We start from the raw sequence: 19,212 nt of genomic DNA, 5'->3' as shown, positions 1-19,212 counted from the left end.
GGGGGTGAAGGGCCGGGCGGGGGCGCCCTGAATGCCCGGTTTCACACTAGAAGCGGCACGCAGGGCGCGCAAAAGGTCACTCTCCGCTACGAACCCTCGGGCTCGGCCCCCTCGTGCGGCAGCGTCAGCGTCGCCACCGCCCCGCCGTCCGGCGCGTTCCCGAACTCGAGCCGTGCGCCCAGGACTTCGGCCTGTCCGAGCGCGATGGTCAGGCCGAGCCCGTGCCCCCGGGCGCCGCCGTCGGTGCGGAAGCGCTGCGGACCGTGCTCCACGAGATAGCCGGGATAGCCCGCGCCGTGGTCGCGCACCGTGATCACCGGCCCGTCCACGGTCAGGGTGACCGGCTCGGCGCCGTGCCGGTGCGCGTTCGCCACGAGATTGCCGAGGACCCGCTCCAGGCGCCGACGGTCCGTCAGCACGCAGACGTCCCGCACGAGATCGACCTCCGTGGCCGTGCCGGACGCCCGCACCACCCGCTCCGCCACCGGACCGAGCCGGTTCTCGTCCAGGTCGAGGCGCTCGCTGCGCGCGTCGAGCCGCGAGATCTCCAGCAGGTCCTCGGTGAGGGTGCGCAGCGCGGCGACCCGGTCCCGCACCAGCTCCGTGGGCCGCCCCGGCGGCAGCAGCTCGGCGGCGGCGTGCAGCCCGGTCAGCGGCGTGCGCAGCTCGTGCGCGACATCGGCCGTGAACCGCTGCTCGGTCAGGATCCGGGCCTGCAAGGAACCGGCCATGCTGTCGAGCGCGCCCGCCACATCGGCCACCTCGTCGTGGCGTCGCCCCGGGTCCTTCGTCCTGCGGTCGTCGACCCGCGCGTCCATGTCGCCCGCGCTGATCCTGCGCGCCACCCGCGCCGTCGCGTGCAGGCGCCGCGTCACACGGGTCACCGCGAACGCGCCGACCAGCAGCGTCGCCCCGATCGCGAGCACGGACGAGGTGAGGATCGCCCGGTCGAGCCCGTCGATGGTGCGCCGGCCCTGCGAGAAGTCGACCCGCACCGCGAGGGCCCGGCCGCCGCCCCGGTCGGTGGCCGCCGGGCCCGCCGCCCACATCGTCGGCCGCTCCCCGGACGTCGAGAGCATCGTGCCGCGCTCCCCGCGCGCGGCGAGGGCGCGCAGCTCGGCGGGCAGGCCCCGCGGATCGAGGCCCGCGCCCGGCGCGAGCCTGCCCCCGGCCTCGTACCGCTTGGTGGTGGACTTCAGGAGGGTGAGCGCGCGCTCGCGGGCCTGGCCCGTCGTCTGATCCGTGACCGAGACGTGCACCAGGACGCCGAGCAGCGCGGCGAGCGCACAGCACATCACGGTGATGAAGACCGTCGCCTTCCACGTCAGGGACGCGGTCCAGGCGGGCAGCCGGGGCGCGCGCGGCCTCATGAGCGGCTCGGTGACGGCACGTCAGGAGTGCGCGCCGACCCGGTGCGCAGGATCTCGTCGCGGGTCGGCAGCATCGCCTTCTGGTGGCCGTCGTACGACCAGGACGTGCGGTACTCGTACCCGGACAGGTCGGCGGCGGCGCGCACCACGATGTTCCGGCCCGCCAGATGCACGTTGATGACGGCGTCCTTGTCGTCCATGATCTCGGTCAGCTTCCCGCCGCGGTACGTGTACGCCTGGAGATACGCCTGCCGGTGCGGGGCCCGGACGGCGACGAGCAGATCGTCCTCGCCGTCGCCGGTCAGGTCCCGGTAGTACCCGCCGAGCACGGGACAGTCCTTGGAGTCCGGGCAGCCGGCGACCTCCTTGGCGATGTCCTTGTAGTCGTCGGGCGCGGCGGCGACCCGGGCCCGCACGATCGTCGCCGGGTCGACCGCGCGCAGCTTCCCGCCGGGCACCTCGACGCCCTTGACCACGGCGGTCTCCCCGGCGCCGTAGTCGTCGGCGGCGCGGGTCGCGGGCGGCAGCGTGGGCCACAGTCGCTCCGGTCCGACGGCCGTCGGGGTCGGGCCCGCGCTCTGCGGTCCGCCCTGGTCCCCGCAGCCGGCGCACCACGCGCACAGCAGCGCGGCGGCGGGCACGGCGAGAACCGGTCGGCGAAGGCGCCGGGGCCCTGTCTTCACTGCACTCCTGCCTGCCTGGTCCTGCCGGGTGGAACGGGTCGCGATGGTCATCATGCCGGGCCTGCGGGCTTCTTGCCCTGCGGCATGGCTTGCTGCTCCCATGGTCGTGGGGTGATGGGGCATGAGCGGACTGCGCGTCATACCGACCTGGCGGCACGGCCAGGAGTGGCTCTACGTGTGCGGGGACGACGGCACGAACGTCGCCTGGTACGACCGGGATGCGGCCCGGGTGAACCTGCTCAGCGAGACGCACCGGGCGGACGTCCTCGACGTGCTCCGCCCGTTCATCGTCGGCCAGGTGGCCATCGGTCCGCCCCCGGTGCCGACCCCCGCCGAACTGGCCGGGCTCACCCTCCACCCCGACGACGACCTCGCGCCGAACCGTCCGGGCGAGGCCCTCGTCGTCTCCCTGGACCGCGACCCGGCCCCGCAGCGCCGCCTGCGCACCGACCCGCGCCGCAAGGCGCTCGCCGCGCAGGTGCGGGTGGGCGAGGTCCTCGACGAGCTGGAGGCGGCGGGCTGGCGGGTGCTGCACTCGGTGCCGCTGCCCGGCGGGTCCCGCATCCACCATCTGCTGATCGGCCCCGGCGGCCTGTTCGCACTGCACACCCTGCCCGTGCGCAGGCAACGGGTGCGGGTCGACGATCCCTGGGTGGCGGCGGGCCGCACGGAGCCGCAGCCCCTCCTGCGCCGGGTCCGCGCCGACGCCTCCCGGGCCTCGTTCGCCCTCACCGCGGAGGTCCGCGCGGCCCTGGTCCTGGTCGAACCGGCGACGGTGGAGGTGCGGACACCACCACGCGACGTCCACCTCTTCACGGACCCGGACCTCGCCACCCTCACCCGCACAGGCGGCCACCTCAAACCGGCGGACGTGGAGGCGCTGCACATGATGGCGCGGGACAGGGGAACGTGGACGAGGGTGTGAAACCGCTTCGTCCATGGCCCGCACATTCCAAGCGGTGCTCGGCAAGTCGAGCGGTGTTCGGCAAGTCGAGCGGTGCTCGGCAAATCAAGTGGTGCTCGGCAAGTCGAGCGGTGCTCGGCAAGTCGAGCGGTGCTCGGCAAATCAAGTGGTGCTCGGCAAGTCGAGCGGTGCTCGGCAAGTCAAGCGGTGCCCGGCGAATCGAGCGGTGCTCGGCAAGTCAAGCGGTGCCCGGCGAATCGAGCGGTGCTCGGCAAGTCGAGCGGTGCCCGGCAAGTTAAGTGGTGCTCGGCAAGTCGAGCGGTGCCCGGCGAATCGAGCGGTGCTCGGCAAGTCGAGCGATGCTCGGCAAGTCAAGCGGTGCTCGGCAAATCAAGCGGTGGCCGGGCAAACCAAGCGGTGCCCGGCAAATCAAGCAGTGGCCGGGCAAATCAAGCCCCGCCGGCGATTGAGGCGCGGGGTCCGGGGCAGAGCCCCGAATCCGCAACGTCGGTTCGGCAAATCAAGCCCCGCCGGCGATTGAGGCGCGGGGCCCGGGGCAGAGCCCCGCGACCGCAACACCATCCGCGTCAAGAAATCTCCCCGGCCCGCCCAACGTCGAACAACCCCGCGAGCAAATCCCCGTCCCGCTCAAGCCGCGCAACAACGTCCCCCGCAACAAAAACCAGCTCCTCCGCGGCACCACACCCCTCGACCTCCCCCCACGTCACCGGCGCGGACACGGTCGGCCGCTCCCGCGCCCGCACCGTATAGGCCGCCGCCGTCGTCTTCGCCGCGGAATTCTGACTGTGGTCGACGAACACCTTCCCGCCCCTCAGATTCCGCGCCATCCGATGCACCACGAGCCGCGGCAACGCCGCCTCCGCCTCCCGCGCCAGCCCTTTCGCGTACGCACTGACCCGCTCGGACGCCGTGGGCACCAGCGGCACCAGCAGATGCAGCCCCTTCGACCCGGACGTCTTCGCGAACGCCTCCAGCCCGTCCCGCGCCAGCCGCTCCCGCAGCCACACCGCCACCTCGCAGCACTGCACGATGTCGGCCGGGGCGCCCGGGTCCAGGTCGAACACGAGCCGGTCGGCCCGCCCCGGCGCGTCCGCCCGCCACTGCGGCGTATGGAACTCGGTCACCAGGTTCGCCGCCCACATCAGCGTCGGCAGGTCCTGCACGAGGAGCTGCCGCGAGACCCCGTCCGAGCGCGGCACCTCGGCCGTCCTCACCCAGGAGGGCGTCCCCGGCGGCGCGTTCTTGGCGAAGAACCGCTGACCGTCCGGCCCGTCGGGAAAGCGCAGGAAGGAGACGGGGCGGTCCCGCAGCTGCGGCAGCAGGGCGTCCGCGACCGTCGCGCAGTAGTGCAGCAGCTCGCCCTTGGTGAATCCGGAGGCCGGGTACAGCACCTTCTCCAGATTGCTGAGCGTGAGCCGCCGCCCCTCCACTTCTGTGATCGGAGCCATACGGTAATACTCTGGCAATCCAGCCCGTTATGTCTGCTATGTCGTGCATCGGCGACGCGAACCGGGAGGTCCACCGTGCGCTCCATATGGAACGGCGCCATCTCCTTCGGCCTGGTCAGCATCCCGATCAAGCTGGTCAACGCCACCGAGAACCACTCGATCTCCTTCCGCCAGATCCATCTGGAGGACGGCGGCCGCATCCGCTACCACAAGGTGTGCGAGCTGGAGGACAAGGAGATCCCGAACGACGAGATCGGCAAGGGGTACGAGGACGCCGACGGCTCGATCATCCCGATCACCGAGGACGACCTCGCCCAGCTCCCGATCCCCACGGCCAAGACGATCGAGATCGTCGCCTTCGTGCCGGCCGAGCGGATCGACCCGCTCCAGATGGGCACGGCGTACTACCTCCAGGTCAACGGCGTCCCGGCCGCCAAGCCGTACACACTCCTGCGGGAGGCGCTCAAGCGCAGCAACAAGGTGGCCATCGCCAAGTTCGCGCTGCGCGGCCGGGAGCGGCTCGGGATGCTGCGGGTCGTCGACGACGTCATCGCGATGCACGGCCTGCTCTGGCCGGACGAGATCCGGGCTCCCGAGGACGCCGCCCCCGACTCGAACGTCACGGTCCGCGACGCCGAACTCGATCTGGCGGACGCCCTGATGGACACGCTCGGCGAGGTCGACATGGACTCGCTGCACGACGACTACCGGGACGCCGTGGAGGAGATGATCGAGGCGAAGTCCTCCGGCACGGAACCGGCCGGGCCCCCCAAGAAGTCGGACGGCGGAGGCGGCAAGGTCATCGACCTCATGTCCGCCCTCGAGAGCAGCGTCCGGGCGGCCAAGAAGGCGCGGGACGAGGGCGAGGAGGGCGAGGACGTGGCCGAGGTGACGGAGCTGTCCTCCCGGTCCCGTACGAAGAAGTCCACCGCAAAGAAGAGCACGGCAGCCAAGAAGAAGGCGCCCGCGAAGAAGGCGCCGGCGAAGAAGACCACGGCCAAGAAGTCGACGGCGACGAAGAAGACGGCGGCAGCGAAGAAGACGGCGGCAAAGAAGAAGCCGACGCCTCGCAAGAAGGCGTCGGCCTGAGCATTCAAGCCCCGCTTTTGGACGAGAGCCCGCGGGGCCCGGGGCAGAGCCCCGAGACCGCAACCCCGTCGCCGGGCGGACGGAAGGCGACTACCGCCCCCTGGCAAGCTTCGCGGCGTCCCGCTTGAACGCCCACTCCATCTTCGGCTCCATCACGAACCGGAACATCCGTTGCACGGGTGGCGTGCACAGCACGGTGATCAGGCTGCCCGCGAGCAGCGTCACCACGACCTGGCCCCACGGGGTGTGCACCCAGTCCACCTCGTACCAGTCCCAGAAGCGGGAGCCCTTGGCGACGAAGCCGTGCAGCAGGTAGCCGTACAGCGTGCCCGCGCCGAGCGCCGTGAACCACAGCTTGCGGCCCGGAACCCACGCGAAGAAGCACGCGGTGAGGATCACCGAACAGCCGAACATGGCCAGGGTCATGACGATTCCGGTCCAGCCGGGCGCGCCCAACTCCTGTGCGCTGTCCCGGTGATACGTCCACGCCGCGGTCATCCGCGGCGCCGCCCAGTACGCGAACACCAGCGCCGCCGCGAAGACCGGCAGCGCGATGATCCGCGCCTCCTTGCGGCGCACAAGCCGGAAGTGCTCCGGCTTCAGGCACAGGCCGAGCACGAAGAACGGCAGGAACTGGAGCAGGCGCTGCATGTCCAGGTCGTCGCCGATGCTGGGGGAGACGGACGCGAGCGCCGCGATGGCGAGCGACACCGGCAGCGGCCAGCGGATCACCTTCCAGATCGGCGTGGACAGCCGCCACACGAACAGCGACACCAGGAACCAGGTCAGGTACCAGGGGTCGAGCAGGCTGAAGTCGTATCCCGGATCGTCACCGGCGTACCGCTTGAAGAGCGTGTAGACGACCTCGAACACCACATACGGCACCGCCACACCCGTGATCAGCCGCTTCAGCCGAGCCGGGCTCGCGTCGAACGACCGCGAGAAGTATCCGGAGATCACGATGAACGCCGGCATGTGGAACGTGTACACGATGATGTAGAGGGCGGAGGCCGCTCTGCTCCCGTCGCGCAGCGGCTCCCAGGAGTGCCCCATCGCGACCAGGACGATCGCCAGGTACTTGGCGTTGTCGTAGAACGCGTCCCGGGCCTTGCCCGGCTTCTGTGTCGCGGCCGCGGCCGGTGCGGCCGCGTGTCTCCGGGATGGAGTGCTCGCGGGCTGTGCGACGGCGTCCTGCTGATCGGGCAGCGGGGCCCGATGAGCCGCGAGCTGTACCGGTTCGCTCACGATCCCTCCCGTTGGGAACCCCGGCTACCGGACACGCATCTTCCTGGATTTGTGAGGTTCAAGTGGCTGCGAGACATCGACCGAACCGTAGTCATGCGGTGGGGCACGAGTAAACCTGGATCGGGTCCGCGTGGCGGCTCTCACAGTCCTGATCAGGAATGACAATCGCTCAAACGGGTTCCCCGGTGGTCTCCGTAGCGAGAAGTCGACAACGGCCGAAAGTGTGCGTCAGCCGAGCCCGTTCTCCGCGACCCGCCGCAGCAGCCCGTGCAGCGTCTCGCACTCGTCCGCGTCCAGCGGCGCGAGCAGCTCGCTCGTCACGCGCAGCCCCGCCTCGTCCGTGCCGCGCAGGAAGTCCCGCCCGTCGTCCGTGAGCACCACGATCCGGCTGCGCCGGTCGCCGGGGGACGGCCGCCGCTCCACGAACGAGGCCTTCTCCAGGTCGTCGACCAGGCCCACGATCGCGCTCGGGTCGTAGCCGAGCTGCGCGCTCAACTCCCTTTGCGGCGCGCCCTCGCTCGTCGCCAGGAAGCGCAGTACGGCGTAGTGCCGCAGGCGCAGCCCCGACTCCTGGAGCGAGGCGTTGAACAGCTGCCCCGAGCGCAGGCCGAGCCGGTACAGCAGATAGCCCGTGTCGGAGTGCAGCCCGCGCATCCATGGCTCGTGCGCGTCGATGGGGGCGGGCGTCATGGGGTCTCCCTGGGGTGGTCATGGCGGGTGTCGCGACAGTCTCTCGCAACGTACGGGTCGGCGACAACTATTGACGTCACCAATTATTGCTCTTAGCTTCCTTCTTGCCTCACGTATCGCCGTCAGGAAGGGATCCACACGTGTCCATCGATCTCACCGGGAAGGCGGCCGTCGTCACCGGCAGCGGCCGTGGCCTCGGCCTCTCCTACGCCCACGCCCTCGCCGCCCACGGCGCCTCGGTCGTCGTCAACGACGTCGACGAGGCCGTCGCCGAAGCGGCCGTGAAGTCCATCAGGGAGGCCGGCGGCACGGCGGTCGCGGAGGTGGTCCCGGTCGGCACGGCGGAGGCCGCGGACCGCCTGGTGGCGCGGGCGGTGAGCGAGTTCGGCCGCCTCGACGTCCTGGTCACCAACGCCGGAATCCTGCGCGACAAGGTCCTGTGGAAGATGACCGACGACGACTTCGACGCGGTGCTCACCACCCACCTGAAGGGCACCTTCACCTGCGCCCGCGCCGCCGCCGTCAGGATGCGCGAACAGGGCGAAGGGGGCGCGCTCGTCCTCGTCGGCTCGCCCGCCGGGCAACGGGGCAATTTCGGCCAGACGAACTACGCGTCCGCGAAGGCCGGCATCGTCGCCATGGCCCGCACCTGGTCGATGGAGCTGTCCCGGGCGAACATCACGGTCAACGCGATCGTGCCGGTCGCCGCGACGGCCATGACGGAGACCATCCCGGCCTTCGCCCCGTACATCGAAGCGATGCGCGCCGGCGAACCGCTCCCCTCCTTCCTGCGCAAGGGCGAGGGCTTCGGCACACCGGAGGACTGCGCGGCCCTCGTCCCCTTCCTCGCCTCCGAAGCGGCCCGCTCGGTCACCGGCCAGGCGATCGGCATCGGCGGCGACCGCCTCACGCTCTGGTCGCACCCGCAGGAGATCAAGTCGGCCTACGCGGACGGGGGCTGGACCCCGGACTCGATCGCCGAGGCATGGCCGACCTCGGTCGGCGCCGAACTCCAGACGGTCGGCATCCCGGCCCCGAAGCTCCCGGGGGAGTGACGGTCATGAACATCGACGAACTGACGGCGATCGACGTCCACACCCACGCCGAGGTCTCGTCCAAGGGGCACGCCTCCCTCGACGACGACCTCCACGAGGCCTCGTCCGCGTACTTCAAGACCGAGGGCAACCGGAAGCCGACCCTCGAGGAGATGGCCGCGTACTACCGCGAGCGCCGGATGGCCGCGGTCGTCTTCACGGTCGACGCCGAGTCCGCGACGGGAACGCCGCCGGTCCCCAATGAGGAGGTGGCCGAGGCGGCCGCCGCCAACCCCGACGTCTTCATCCCCTTCGCGTCCATCGACCCGTTCCGCGGCAGGTCGGGCGTGAAGCAGGCCCGCCGCCTGGTGGAGGAATACGGAGTGAAGGGCTTCAAGTTCCACCCCTCCATCCAGGGCTTCTTCCCCAACGACCGCTCCGTGGCCTACGACCTCTACGAGCTGATCGAGGAAACCGGCACGATCGCCCTCTTCCACACGGGCCAGACCGGCATCGGCGCGGGCGTCCCCGGCGGTGGTGGCATCCGCCTGAAGTACTCGAACCCTCTGCACGTCGACGACGTGGCAGCCGACTTCCCCCACCTCAAAATCATCCTGGCGCACCCGTCGTTCCCCTGGCAGGACGAGGCCCTTGCCGTCGCGACCCACAAACCCGGGGTGCACATCGACCTCTCCGGCTGGTCCCCGAAGTACTTCCCGCCCCAACTGATCCAGTACGCGAACACGCTCCTCAAGGACAAGGTCCTCTTCGGCTCGGACTACCCGGTCCTGACCCCCGACCGCTGGTTCGCGGACTTCGCGAAGCTCCAGATCAAGGACGAGGTCCGCCCCAAGATCCTCAAGGAGAACGCGGCCCGGCTGCTCGGACTCACCAAGCCCTGAAGGGGGCCGGTATGCGCAACGAGGGACTGGGGTCGTGGCCCGCACGCCGGGCCCGCAAGACCCCGCACCGCACGGCCCTGATCCACGACGGCACGGCGTATTCGTACGCGGACCTGCACGACCGAACGACCCGTCTGGCGCACGCCCTACGAGCACAGGGCGTACGTCGCGGCGACCGCGTCGCGTACCTCGGCGCGAACCACCCCTCGTACCTGGAGACGCTGTTCGCGGCGGGCACGTTGGGAGCGGTCTTCGTCCCGCTCAACACGCGCCTGTCGACGCCCGAACTCGCGTACCAGCTGGAGGACTCAGGAGCGAAGGCCCTCCTGTACACGGGAGACAGCGAACCCACGGAGTCCCTGCCCACCCCCCTGACGATCGAGGCCGCCGGAAGCGGCTACGAGGACCTGCTCGCGTCCGCCCCCTCGGACCCGATCGACGAGGCGGTCGCCGGCGACGACCTCTGCCTCATCATGTACACCTCGGGCACGACGGGCCGCCCCAAGGGCGCCATGCTCACGCACGGCAACATCATCTGGAACGCGATCAATGTCCTGGTGGACCACGACCTGATCGCGGACGAGGTCGCCCTGGTCTCCGCACCCCTGTTCCACACGGCGGGCCTGAACATGCTGACGCTGCCGGTGCTCCTGAAGGGCGGCACCTGCGTCCTGGTCGCCACCTTCGACCCGGCGGCAACGTTCGACCTGGTGCGGCGTCACCGGGTCACCTTCATGTTCGGCGTGCCGACGATGTTCGACCTGCTGACCCGCCAGCCCGCGTGGCCGACGGCAGACCTCTCCTCCCTCCGCATCCTGACCTGCGGCGGGGCCCCCGTCCCACCGCCACTGATCGCGGCGTACCAGGAACGCGGCCTCACCTTCCTCCAGGGCTACGGCATGACGGAGGCGGCCCCCGGCACCCTCTTCCTCGACGCCGAACACGCGGTGAGCAAGGCGGGCTCCGCGGGAGTGCCGCACTTCTTCAGCGACGTCCAGGTGGTGGGCCCGGACCTCACGCCGGTGGGCGTGGGGGAGACGGGCGAGGTGGTGGTCCGCGGCCCGCACGTGATGCCGGGCTACTGGGGCCTGTCGGCGGAGACCGAGGCCGCCTTCTCCGACGGCTGGTTCCGCACCGGGGACGCGGCCCGCGTCGACACCGACGGCTACGTCACGATCGTCGACCGCTTCAAGGACATGATCATTTCGGGCGGCGAGAACATCTACCCCGCCGAGATCGAGGCCGCACTCCTGGCCCACCCCGACGTGGCGGAGTGCGCGGTGATCGGCGTCCCCGACGCGAAATGGGGCGAGGTCCCACGAGCGGTGGTGGTCCCGGCCTCCGGAGCAACCCCGGACGCATCGGCCCTCCTGGCCGCCCTCTCCGGGCGGTTGGCGAAGTACAAGATCCCCAAATCCCTGACCTTCACGAACGAACTGCCACGCACCGCTTCCGGGAAGCTCCTCAAATCCCGCCTGCGGGAAACCTACGCACAGAACGGCTGACGAGAATGCCCCTCACGGTGAACGGCCTGACCGAACTCACGAAACTGCCGGCCGGCACGGACCTGGGCACCAGCGACTGGCTGGAGATCACCCAGGACCGCATCGACACGTTCGCGGACGCCACGGGCGACCACCAGTGGATCCACGTGGACCCCACCCGCGCCGCCGCCGGCCCCTTCGGCGCCCCGATCGCCCACGGCTACCTGACCCTCTCCCTCTTCATCCCCCTCTTCACCGACCTCCTGGACGTCCAGGGCGTCACCACCAAGGTCAACTACGGCCTGAACAAGGTCCGCTTCCCCTCCCCGGTCAAGGCGGGCTCCCGCATCCGCCTGACGGCGAAGGTGGCCTCGGTGGAAGAGGTCGCGGGCAACGGCGCCCAGATCACGATCGACGCCACGATAGAAGCAGAAGGCTCCCCAAAGCCGGCCGCCGTCCTCCAGTCGGTGTCGCGCTTCTACGCCTGAGGCGTGCACACCGGCCGGTGTCATACCCCTCTACTAGCCTTTTGGGCATGGGACTTGGGGATGTGACCCGCGCAGGGGTGCTGGCTGCCGTCGGTGAGTGTAAGGACCTGGGGCGCGAGTCGTTCCGCAAACGCTACGACTTCGACCCGAGCGTGGCGGATGAACTGGTGGTGGACGGAAACCGCTACGACCCGGAGGTCATCGCGGGCGTCGCTCACCTGTACTCGGTGGGCGATCTGCTGCCGGCTCAGAATTTCAGCGACGGTGTGCGCACGGTGGCGAGCCATCTGCGCGAGCTCGGTTTCACCGTCGAGCACGATGACGCCGCCAGGGGTGGGGCGGAGCATCTGGTTCCGCAACTGGTGCTCCAGCCCCGCGGCGGGGCTCGGGACCGCGGACCGCAGAACTTCGCCCACTCGGTGCGGCGGGGAATTCCGATCGCGGACATCAAGGATGCACTCGGCGAGCAGGCCGACGTACTGACCCGCTTGTACCCGGACGGGATCGCTCGGCTATGGGGCTCGACTCCGACCACGCAAGTCAACAACGAAAAAGCGAAGGCTCTCCGGAATCGACGTGTCGGCGACGACGTGTATTTCTATGCCGAGAAGCATTTCATCGCCCGGGCCCGCATCATCCACCTGTTCAACAGTTTGTCCGCGGCGCGGGCGGTCTGGGGCACGGACGAGGAGAACGCGACCTGGGAACACGTGATGGCGTTGGGGGATGTCGAGGAGTTTCCCACTGCCATACCTGCTACGCCTGTGCTCCGCGGCCTTGGCGTCCCGGTGCCTCTGCGAAGCCTGACCCTGCGGTCGGCCGACGACCGCCGTCGAGTCGCCCGGCTCCTCCCGGCCGCTCGACGGCCGGTCCCGGCCCTGCCCGGGACGCGTCTCCGTACGACACGGTCACAGCGCACCCCGGAACAACTGCTCGAGCGGATCGGCTCCCTCAATACTCATCGCCACCCGGGGACCGGGGCTCCGAGCCGGCACCAACCGCTGGCCCTTCTTTGGGCGATTTCCCGGATAGCGGCCGACAAGCCGCGACTGGCGCCGTGGTCCAGTTTCCGCTCCGAGGTCGGACCGCTTCTCGCCGAATTCGGGCTGCCGGGGTCCAAGGTCACTCCCGAGTACCCCTTCTGGCACCTGAAGGGCAGCGACTTGTGGGAGGTGCATGGGATAGAGGAAGACGTCACCCCCATGCCGCAACCAACGTTCTTCAACAAGGTTCAACCAGTCGCGGGTCTCACGTTGGCGACCGCGGAATTGCTGCAGAACCCGCTGACGCGCCTGGAAACCGTCATCAAGCTGTGCAGCACCTACTTCGCCGACGATGTCGACCAGCGCCAGTTGCTCCACCGCGTCGGCCTGGGCGGTTACGCGACCGCCGACGGTCTGGCCGACGCCGAGGGGAACGACAACGATCGGACGGCCGCCGACGAGGAGGGTGAGACAGGCCCGGTCGGCCGCCGGGAGTCCACATCTTCGAAGCCGATGCGCAATCCCGCGATCGTGAGTCGCGTCAAGGAACTGCACCGCCACGAGTGCCAGGTGTGCGGAATCAGCTTGCGGTACCGGCGCGGTCCGTACAGCGAGGCTGCCCACATACGTGGCCTCGGTACTCCGCACAATGGCCCGGACGTGCTGCAGAACCTGCTGTGCCTCTGCCCCAACCATCACGTTCTCTTCGATGGATTGGAGATCTACGTCGACGACAAGGGCATGGTGAGGCAGGCCCACGGCGACAAGGAACTGGGGGTTCTCCGCCGCCACAAGGCCCACCGGATCGACGAGGCTCACTTGCGCTATCACCGAACTCTGTGCCAGCTGAACGCCGTGAATCCCAGGTAGCACCAGTCGGCGCCTCCGCAGTACCGCCGGGGGCGTCGGCGGAGGCCCCCGGCCGCACTCGCCCGCAAACACAACAAGACCCCGTCGTCAGCATCCGCTGATGACGGGGTCTTTGAGCACCCAGTCCAAGGTGCCCCCGGCAGGATTCGAACCTGCGCACACGGCTCCGGAGGGCAGGCGTCATTGAGCTCGGAATACTCATCTGACCTGGGAGAATGTCAGTAGGAGTAGGCGAACTTGGTTCGCTCACGCGCTGCTCACGCGAGGAGAAGCCTTCGCCTGTGCCAAGGCGCCATTGGGCCAGAAGCTGGCCGCCTTCCAGCCGGCAGTCAACTTGACTTAGTTAGGGACGTCATCCCAGCGAAGCCGGCTGCTGTTCGGTTTCGGAAGAGCAGAACACCCCGTGCGCACCGACCGCTCGACGGGATCATCTCGGCATGGATCTCCAAGGAATCGGAGCGCTGGCTGCGGCCAGCGTGGCACTGCTCAGTGTTCCTGCCACGCTGCTCGTGGGCCGATGGCAGACGAAGGCCGCGCTCCAGACAGCGCAAGCTGCCATGAGGCAGGCAGACGCCACCTATCGGGCCGCACTGGACGCTGTACACGCACAGGGCATCAATGAGCGCGAGCAATGGAGACGTGGCATCCGGCGAGACGCATACGCCGCACTGCTGCAAGCAGTCCAGAACTACAAAGAGCACGCAGGCAGCGTGTTGTCGCAGGTCGCCACCGATGCGCATCAGGCACCGGAGGCCATCGCTGCTTCCAAGCCGCTGGCAGCCGACATGACGCACAGGAATCTGGTGGTGAGACTAGAGGGCCCAGATGAGGTAGCCAACGCTGCGCAAGTTGTGGCGGATGCTGCCGAGCATCTCATGCAGGTATGCCGTACCTGGGCGGGCTCGGTTCTCACCAGCACGCTCCTCGACGAGTGTCGTGCGAGCCATCCGCAAGAAGTAGAGAGAGTCGCGTATCTGGGCGCAACTTTTCGTGGCAGGAACTACTGGCACCTGGTCGGTTCTCCGGATATGCCGACCGAAGCAGACGAGATCTTGAGTGAACTCCGTTCCCTGCTGCGCACCATCGGTCTACTTGGACGGATGCCCTTCTTGCTGACCCAGCAGGAGCCAAGCGCCTACGGGGACGCTTCGTCCACTCTCGAGACTGCCATCGGCGACTTCATCGCGACGACCAGGACGGCATTGCACGCCGGGCCGCAAGCGATCAGCGGTTCCCCGCCCATGCCTGACGTGACTTAAAGGCCGGGCTTCAGCCTTCTCGTACAACCTCTCCGGTCCTCAAGCAGTCTTCATCTCGCCAGTCATCACGGAGAGAGCAACACACGAGCGAAACTGCACTTGAGTGGGTGCAAGAGGGAGATGAGTGGGTGGTCACGATCAACAGCACGACCTACCGGTCCTCTTACGGCAAGGTGTTCGGTCAGGCCGGGACGTACTACGTGCAAGGCGGGACCCTGAGCGGTGAGTATCGGACCCTGAGCCGCTGCCTGCGAGCAGTCATCGACCACGAGTCTGCAACGGAACTCAGATGACCTCATTGGTGACGGTTACAGCAGCAGTCATAGGTGGGACAAGTGGCGGGTTCCTCGCCCCGCGGGCCAAGGCCCGCTTCGATCGCCGGCACGAACGGCACCAGGCGTTTGACCGAGCCATCGCCGCAGTCAAGGCGGTCCTCTACGCCTGCACAGCCCCAACGAACGTTGATCGCGACCAGATTGTTTGCGAGTGGGTTCCAAAAGACCCGAAACTGGGGGGACATTGAGAAAGTACGGCACTGAGCTCGGGCTGACGCTCGTTGTGTCGCCAATGGTTCTCGGAAGGCAGCGAGACCTAGAGAAGGCAGATATACCTAGAGATCCGCCATGTCACATCTACGTGGTTAGCCAGATTCCCCGTATCTCGATTCCGCCGGAAAGCGTGACCATCGAGAACGGTTCGATATCTGGAGTTGCCAGAAGGCAGAACGAGGGAGGCTTCACCTCGATTAATTTCACGATGGGGTACGAACTGACTGGCGGCTCAGGTCCTATAGCCTGGGTATCCGATTACCCGCACGAGGACTTTTCGCTAGTAGATGAGGGGAGTGGGGAGGAGCTCATATCAGGGAGTGCCTATGTCCTCCTGACTCATCTGGGTGTTGACCCTTCATGGCGCACGCATGAGGTTCTCTATGTAGGGCAGGCTTTCGGGAAATCTGGAGAAAGGCAGGCTTTCGACAGGCTTCGAAAGCATGACACTTTGCAGAGAATCTATTCCGAGCAGCGACCGGATCGGGAGATCTGGCTATCGCTCTGTGCGATTACAGACGTTGTGATGATGTCGACTATGCATCCCACCGATAATGGAACTGTTAGCGCCAAGGAAAACACGGACCATGTGGTCCGAGCCCATCGGCGAGTCGTTGAAAACCGGCATTTTAATGGTCGTGAAGGAGTGGCCATTGCGGAAGCTGGGCTTATTCGCTACTTTCAGCCAAAATACAACAAGGTGTTCAAGAACAATTTCCCGGATCCGGATCACGTGTCGCTTGCCGAGTGTATGGATTTGGAAATAAATACCGTTATTCTTGAGCTGCATGGAATGAACGCCCAAACGCGTTATATGTCGCCAGGTGTTGAGGCCAACCACCTACATTTTCCTCAATATCCACTGTTTGAGGCGGACGGTCGGGATTCTCTCCTCGACTTCATGGGTTCATTGGGGGAAGACAAGGCAAGTGACTGAGTTCGGTGGGGCAGGTTTGTGCTAGAGCCGCTCGTGCATGTGCACAGCGCGCCGCTGGGGCGCAGCCAGGAGGCGGGCTATGCCTCAGTAGCGGCGCGCGCCCGTGGCTCGCGCGGAAGCCGCACCGTTGTCGACTACAACCCCCACCGTTTGCTCTGCTGGACCCGGTACCGCACCCGCGGTCTCAATGACTTGGCGTTCGTACTCGGCCCGGACCTTCGCCGACGCGCGACAGGCATGCTGTACGCGGTCCGGCCGCCAACGAGTCAGCAAGCAGTTGTTCTTGCTCCGATTGCAGTGAGAACAGGCAAGCACCAGGTTCGCGACCTCGTGCAGACCGCCACGGCTCAGTGGACGAATATGGTCGACATCGCCGGATTTCGTGGGGCGGTCGCAGTAGACGCATAGTCCTTGGGCGCGAATCTCCGCATAATCTGCCTCGGTTACAGGGTCCTCGACGATTGATCCCAAGACGTGGGCGCGGCGGGCGTTGTAGTACGCCCGGGATCGGTTGGTCCGGATTTCCGCAGGGACTTTTTGCCACTTGCACGGCCCGCAACGACGACTGCGGCCCCAGAACGTGTTTTGGCAGTCAACGCACACTCGGTCTGAGGCCTCACAGCAAGGACAGCGGGACCGGGTGCTCCAAAAGACCCTGTGGCACTCTGGACACTCTCGGTCCTTGGACCTGCAGGTGGTGCAGAGTCGGTTGCCGGCGCTGCGAAACTCGCGTCCGCATCCCGCGCACTCTCGGTCTTCGTTCTGGCAGCGGTTGCAACGGCCCCGCTTGCCGAAGAAGGGGACCCCGCAGTCGCGACACTCACGTTCCGATGCTCGGCAGAAGTCGCAGTAGTTCGTCGCGCCGATGAAGGTCTCGCTGCACCCCCAACAGTCGCGTTCAACCTTGCGACATTGCCAACACCTCAGATCTTTACCTACAAAGACCGTGTCGCACTGGGTGCATTGCCGTTCGACTGCCTGGCAGCTACTGCACCTGAGCATGTCATTGAGGGTTTCTCGGCCACAGTCTACGCAGCTCCGCCGCACCTTCCGGCAGGGCTTGCATTTTCTGTTCGATCCCTTGAATGACGTACCGCAGACGTCGCAGATCCGCTCCCTCTGGCCGCACGATCCGCATACGCGCCCGTGTCCGTGGAATTGCACGTCGCAGTGCTTACATGTGCGCCAGTCAGCACGGCAGGGTGAGCACTTGAAATTGGTTCCCCGGAATCTTCGCCCACAGGCGCATATGCGCTCTAGTACAGGCACCGTTGCCCGTTCCTCTCCTGTCGGCCTCTACAGAGGTCGTGACCTTGAAGGGAGGCTATACGTCGCCTCTGACACACGATCGGCCACGCGACGCGCACAGGTGGCCCAAGTCCCCCATGCAACTCGTAGATGGCGCTTCCTGAACGTCTCACCCAAGCCTTGGACATTGCCAAGGACGCGGCCTCCACCCTGGAGAGCTCTGCCGTCTCTCCGCCGCCGCATCCCTTCGGTACTCACGAGGAGTGGGAGCGCAACCGCAACACCGCGCACCAGGTCTACGAGACCCTGGTGAGGGCGCAACCCCGACCCCGACGAGGGCTTCATCTCTAGTTCCTCCCCAGGCGAGGACGAAGAAGCGGACTACGACGACGCGTGATTTAAGCCGAATGAGGGCCGGCGCTGCTTTGGCGGCGTCGGCCCTCAACTTGCGTGTGACGTCTCGACGCCTCGCAATCAACGGTTGAACGGGCACGAGGTCTTGGCCACGTACCTGTCGAAGACCCGTCCTGCCTGCGTGCTCTCCGCCCCGGTTTCACCCTTCGGCTATGGGGCGGTGGTGAGGGCTGAACCCACGACCTCTTGTCCCGAATAACGTGCGGAAAGATCGCTGACCAGCGAGATTCGACTTCCGTGCAGGTCAGCGGCTTGGTGTGCGTTGGCCTCACCGGGTCGATTGGGGTGTGGTTTTCATGATCCACTCCCCGCTCACTCCCCACTCGATTAGCTTCGAGGTGGTCATGCTGAGTCCTTCTGCATGCTCCCTACTGGTGGCGTCAGGATCGAACCTGCCGCAAGGCCCCGAGGGCAGGGCTAGCCGCAGGTAGTCAGGCGCGGCGCCACGCTTCAAAGAACCGTTCACGGTCTTGAGCTGTCTCGAATTCCCGCCGACCCGCTAGAGCGACGCGCCATGCGCTCATCTCCGCGTCCCGCAGCCATAGTTCGCCGCCGTACCGTCCACTGACGCCGACAGGGGTGCCGCCGAGGGCTGTCCCGATGACTTCCGCCACGTCGGTGCGCTGGGACGGCGTCAGCTCCTCCAGGAAGGTCAGGACGCGCGAGGCGATTCCGCCCTCGTTGCCGTTCTGGGTGCGGTCGAAGAAGGGGCCGCCTATGTTGGCCGGAATGATGTTCCACGCCGCGCTGCCTCCGGCGTCTCGGATGCTCTTCCAGAAGGCGATTCCCTCTGTAGTGCCCGGCAATGGGAGCGCCGCGAACAGGTCAATCAGGTGGCCGTTGGCGGCTCGACTGTATGCGGTGTCGCAGGTTGCGGCAGAGGCAATCTTGGCAACGTGGCTGACGGTGAGGCTGCTGTCCATGGGCCAGTCGAGCGGAGTGTTGAGGCCCTCGACGAGGTGCTGTTCCAACTCGTCGTAGTCATCGGGCTGTTCGCCACTGATGTACCGGTGCACGAGCACACTGTCCCCCTGGAGGTCCGGACCGATGCTCGGTTTTGTCAGCATGCCAGCGATGGCGATCTTCGGGGTGGGCGACTTTTGGTCGAAGTGGCCTACCAGCGCGAGTTTTAATGCGCCACTGCTTCGCCTCGAGCAAGGCGTCACGCTGGCGTGCGTTGATCGCTGATACGCAGGGTTCGAGGGGACGGCAAGGCGCGGCTCCTCGCGAGTTCGAGGAGGGCAGCGGGTACGCCGGCGGGAGCCGCAAAAACCGGCAACGCGCGCGTGATGTGGATCACGTAGGGGGTGACGAAGTGTCATGCCGCTTACGTTGTGCCTGCTGACGGGGTTCGCGCCCCGCTCTGAACGTAGTGCGATGCATCACGCGCGTGTGATTTGCGACTCGCCATGCCTGGGAACTGGCACGGCGTACCCGACGGCCCGTCAAAGATCGCCGCTGGTGGTGGCGTTGCTACATATCTGTACCGGGTGGCGACAGTGGGTAGCTCGCGCTGGGGTGGCACGCGGTGCCGCGATGGGGGTACCGCGAGCGGGAGTTGGTGCGCACTGGTGTACCCCGGGACCCGGGTAAGG

Annotated in this window: 16 protein-coding genes; 9 read left to right on the top strand and 7 right to left on the bottom strand. The window is 67.2% G+C overall.

Translation table 11 applies throughout. From position 1 onward, the window contains the following. Nucleotides 1-86: 86 nt before the first annotated feature. Nucleotides 87-1,370, bottom strand: a complete 1,284-nt coding sequence (locus tag ACNYS0_RS14600; RefSeq protein WP_422473869.1) for an ATP-binding protein — start codon at nt 1,368-1,370, stop codon at nt 87-89. Beyond that, nucleotides 1,367-2,053, bottom strand: coding sequence for a hypothetical protein (locus ACNYS0_RS14595; RefSeq protein ID WP_422473867.1), 687 nt, complete (start codon nt 2,051-2,053; stop codon nt 1,367-1,369). The genes ACNYS0_RS14600 and ACNYS0_RS14595 overlap by 4 nt, the downstream gene beginning before the upstream one ends. A gap of 121 nt (nt 2,054-2,174) precedes the next feature. Between ACNYS0_RS14595 and ACNYS0_RS14590 the strand changes: the two genes are divergently transcribed. Continuing rightward, nucleotides 2,175-2,978, top strand: a complete 804-nt coding sequence (locus ACNYS0_RS14590; RefSeq protein ID WP_422473865.1) for a nuclease-related domain-containing protein — start codon at nt 2,175-2,177, stop codon at nt 2,976-2,978. A gap of 566 nt (nt 2,979-3,544) precedes the next feature. Here ACNYS0_RS14590 and ligD read toward each other — a convergent pair. Continuing rightward, nucleotides 3,545-4,426, bottom strand: a complete 882-nt coding sequence (gene ligD, locus ACNYS0_RS14585; RefSeq protein ID WP_422473863.1) for a non-homologous end-joining DNA ligase — start codon at nt 4,424-4,426, stop codon at nt 3,545-3,547. Nucleotides 4,427-4,501: 75 nt separating this feature from the next. Here ligD and ku point away from each other — a divergent pair, with 75 nt between their 5' ends. Beyond that, nucleotides 4,502-5,515: a non-homologous end joining protein Ku gene (gene ku, locus ACNYS0_RS14580; protein WP_422473861.1), complete on the top strand. Its 1,014-nt coding sequence runs from the start codon at nt 4,502-4,504 to the stop codon at nt 5,513-5,515. A gap of 90 nt (nt 5,516-5,605) precedes the next feature. On the opposite strand, the gene ACNYS0_RS14575 is transcribed toward ku, so the two are convergent. Both ACNYS0_RS14575 and ACNYS0_RS14570 read right to left on the bottom strand, forming a co-directional pair. Then, complete coding sequence (locus ACNYS0_RS14575; RefSeq protein WP_422473859.1) at nt 5,606-6,760, bottom strand: acyltransferase family protein; 1,155 nt, start codon at nt 6,758-6,760, stop codon at nt 5,606-5,608. 228 nt (nt 6,761-6,988) lie between these two features. Beyond that, nucleotides 6,989-7,450 carry a MarR family winged helix-turn-helix transcriptional regulator gene (locus tag ACNYS0_RS14570; protein ID WP_422473857.1) on the bottom strand — a complete coding sequence of 154 codons (462 nt, stop codon included), beginning with the start codon at nt 7,448-7,450 and terminating at the stop codon, nt 6,989-6,991. Between the two features lie 140 nt (nt 7,451-7,590). Here ACNYS0_RS14570 and ACNYS0_RS14565 point away from each other — a divergent pair, with 140 nt between their 5' ends. From ACNYS0_RS14565 to ACNYS0_RS14535, 7 genes are all read left to right on the top strand, one after another. Next, complete coding sequence (locus ACNYS0_RS14565; protein ID WP_422473855.1) at nt 7,591-8,505, top strand: SDR family NAD(P)-dependent oxidoreductase; 915 nt, start codon at nt 7,591-7,593, stop codon at nt 8,503-8,505. 5 nt (nt 8,506-8,510) lie between these two features. Next, on the top strand, nt 8,511-9,386 hold the full coding sequence (locus ACNYS0_RS14560; RefSeq protein WP_422473853.1) for an amidohydrolase family protein: 876 nt from the start codon (nt 8,511-8,513) through the stop codon (nt 9,384-9,386). A gap of 11 nt (nt 9,387-9,397) precedes the next feature. Then, on the top strand, nt 9,398-10,891 hold the full coding sequence (menE, locus tag ACNYS0_RS14555) for an o-succinylbenzoate--CoA ligase (protein WP_422473851.1): 1,494 nt from the start codon (nt 9,398-9,400) through the stop codon (nt 10,889-10,891). 5 nt (nt 10,892-10,896) lie between these two features. Beyond that, complete coding sequence (locus ACNYS0_RS14550; RefSeq protein ID WP_422473849.1) at nt 10,897-11,358, top strand: MaoC family dehydratase; 462 nt, start codon at nt 10,897-10,899, stop codon at nt 11,356-11,358. 47 nt (nt 11,359-11,405) lie between these two features. After that, on the top strand, nt 11,406-13,211 hold the full coding sequence (locus tag ACNYS0_RS14545; protein ID WP_422473847.1) for an HNH endonuclease: 1,806 nt from the start codon (nt 11,406-11,408) through the stop codon (nt 13,209-13,211). Nucleotides 13,212-13,648: 437 nt separating this feature from the next. Further along, nucleotides 13,649-14,470 (top strand): hypothetical protein, encoded by an 822-nt coding sequence (locus ACNYS0_RS14540; protein ID WP_422473845.1) that lies wholly within the window; start codon nt 13,649-13,651, stop codon nt 14,468-14,470. A gap of 678 nt (nt 14,471-15,148) precedes the next feature. Continuing rightward, on the top strand, nt 15,149-15,955 hold the full coding sequence (locus ACNYS0_RS14535; RefSeq protein WP_422473844.1) for a hypothetical protein: 807 nt from the start codon (nt 15,149-15,151) through the stop codon (nt 15,953-15,955). An 84-nt stretch (nt 15,956-16,039) separates the two neighbouring features. On the opposite strand, the gene ACNYS0_RS14530 is transcribed toward ACNYS0_RS14535, so the two are convergent. Together ACNYS0_RS14530 and ACNYS0_RS14525 are read right to left on the bottom strand one after the other, a co-directional pair. After that, nucleotides 16,040-16,957 (bottom strand): HNH endonuclease, encoded by a 918-nt coding sequence (locus ACNYS0_RS14530; RefSeq protein WP_422473842.1) that lies wholly within the window; start codon nt 16,955-16,957, stop codon nt 16,040-16,042. 1,091 nt (nt 16,958-18,048) lie between these two features. Continuing rightward, on the bottom strand, nt 18,049-18,633 hold the full coding sequence (locus ACNYS0_RS14525) for a hypothetical protein (protein WP_422473840.1): 585 nt from the start codon (nt 18,631-18,633) through the stop codon (nt 18,049-18,051). Nucleotides 18,634-19,212: the final 579 nt, after the last annotated feature.

It is taken from the genome of Streptomyces anthophorae (assembly GCF_049310305.1).
Classification (GTDB): domain Bacteria; phylum Actinomycetota; class Actinomycetes; order Streptomycetales; family Streptomycetaceae; genus Streptomyces.
Note: the sequence above shows the minus strand (reverse complement) of the source record. Positions and strands in the feature narration are given on the sequence as shown.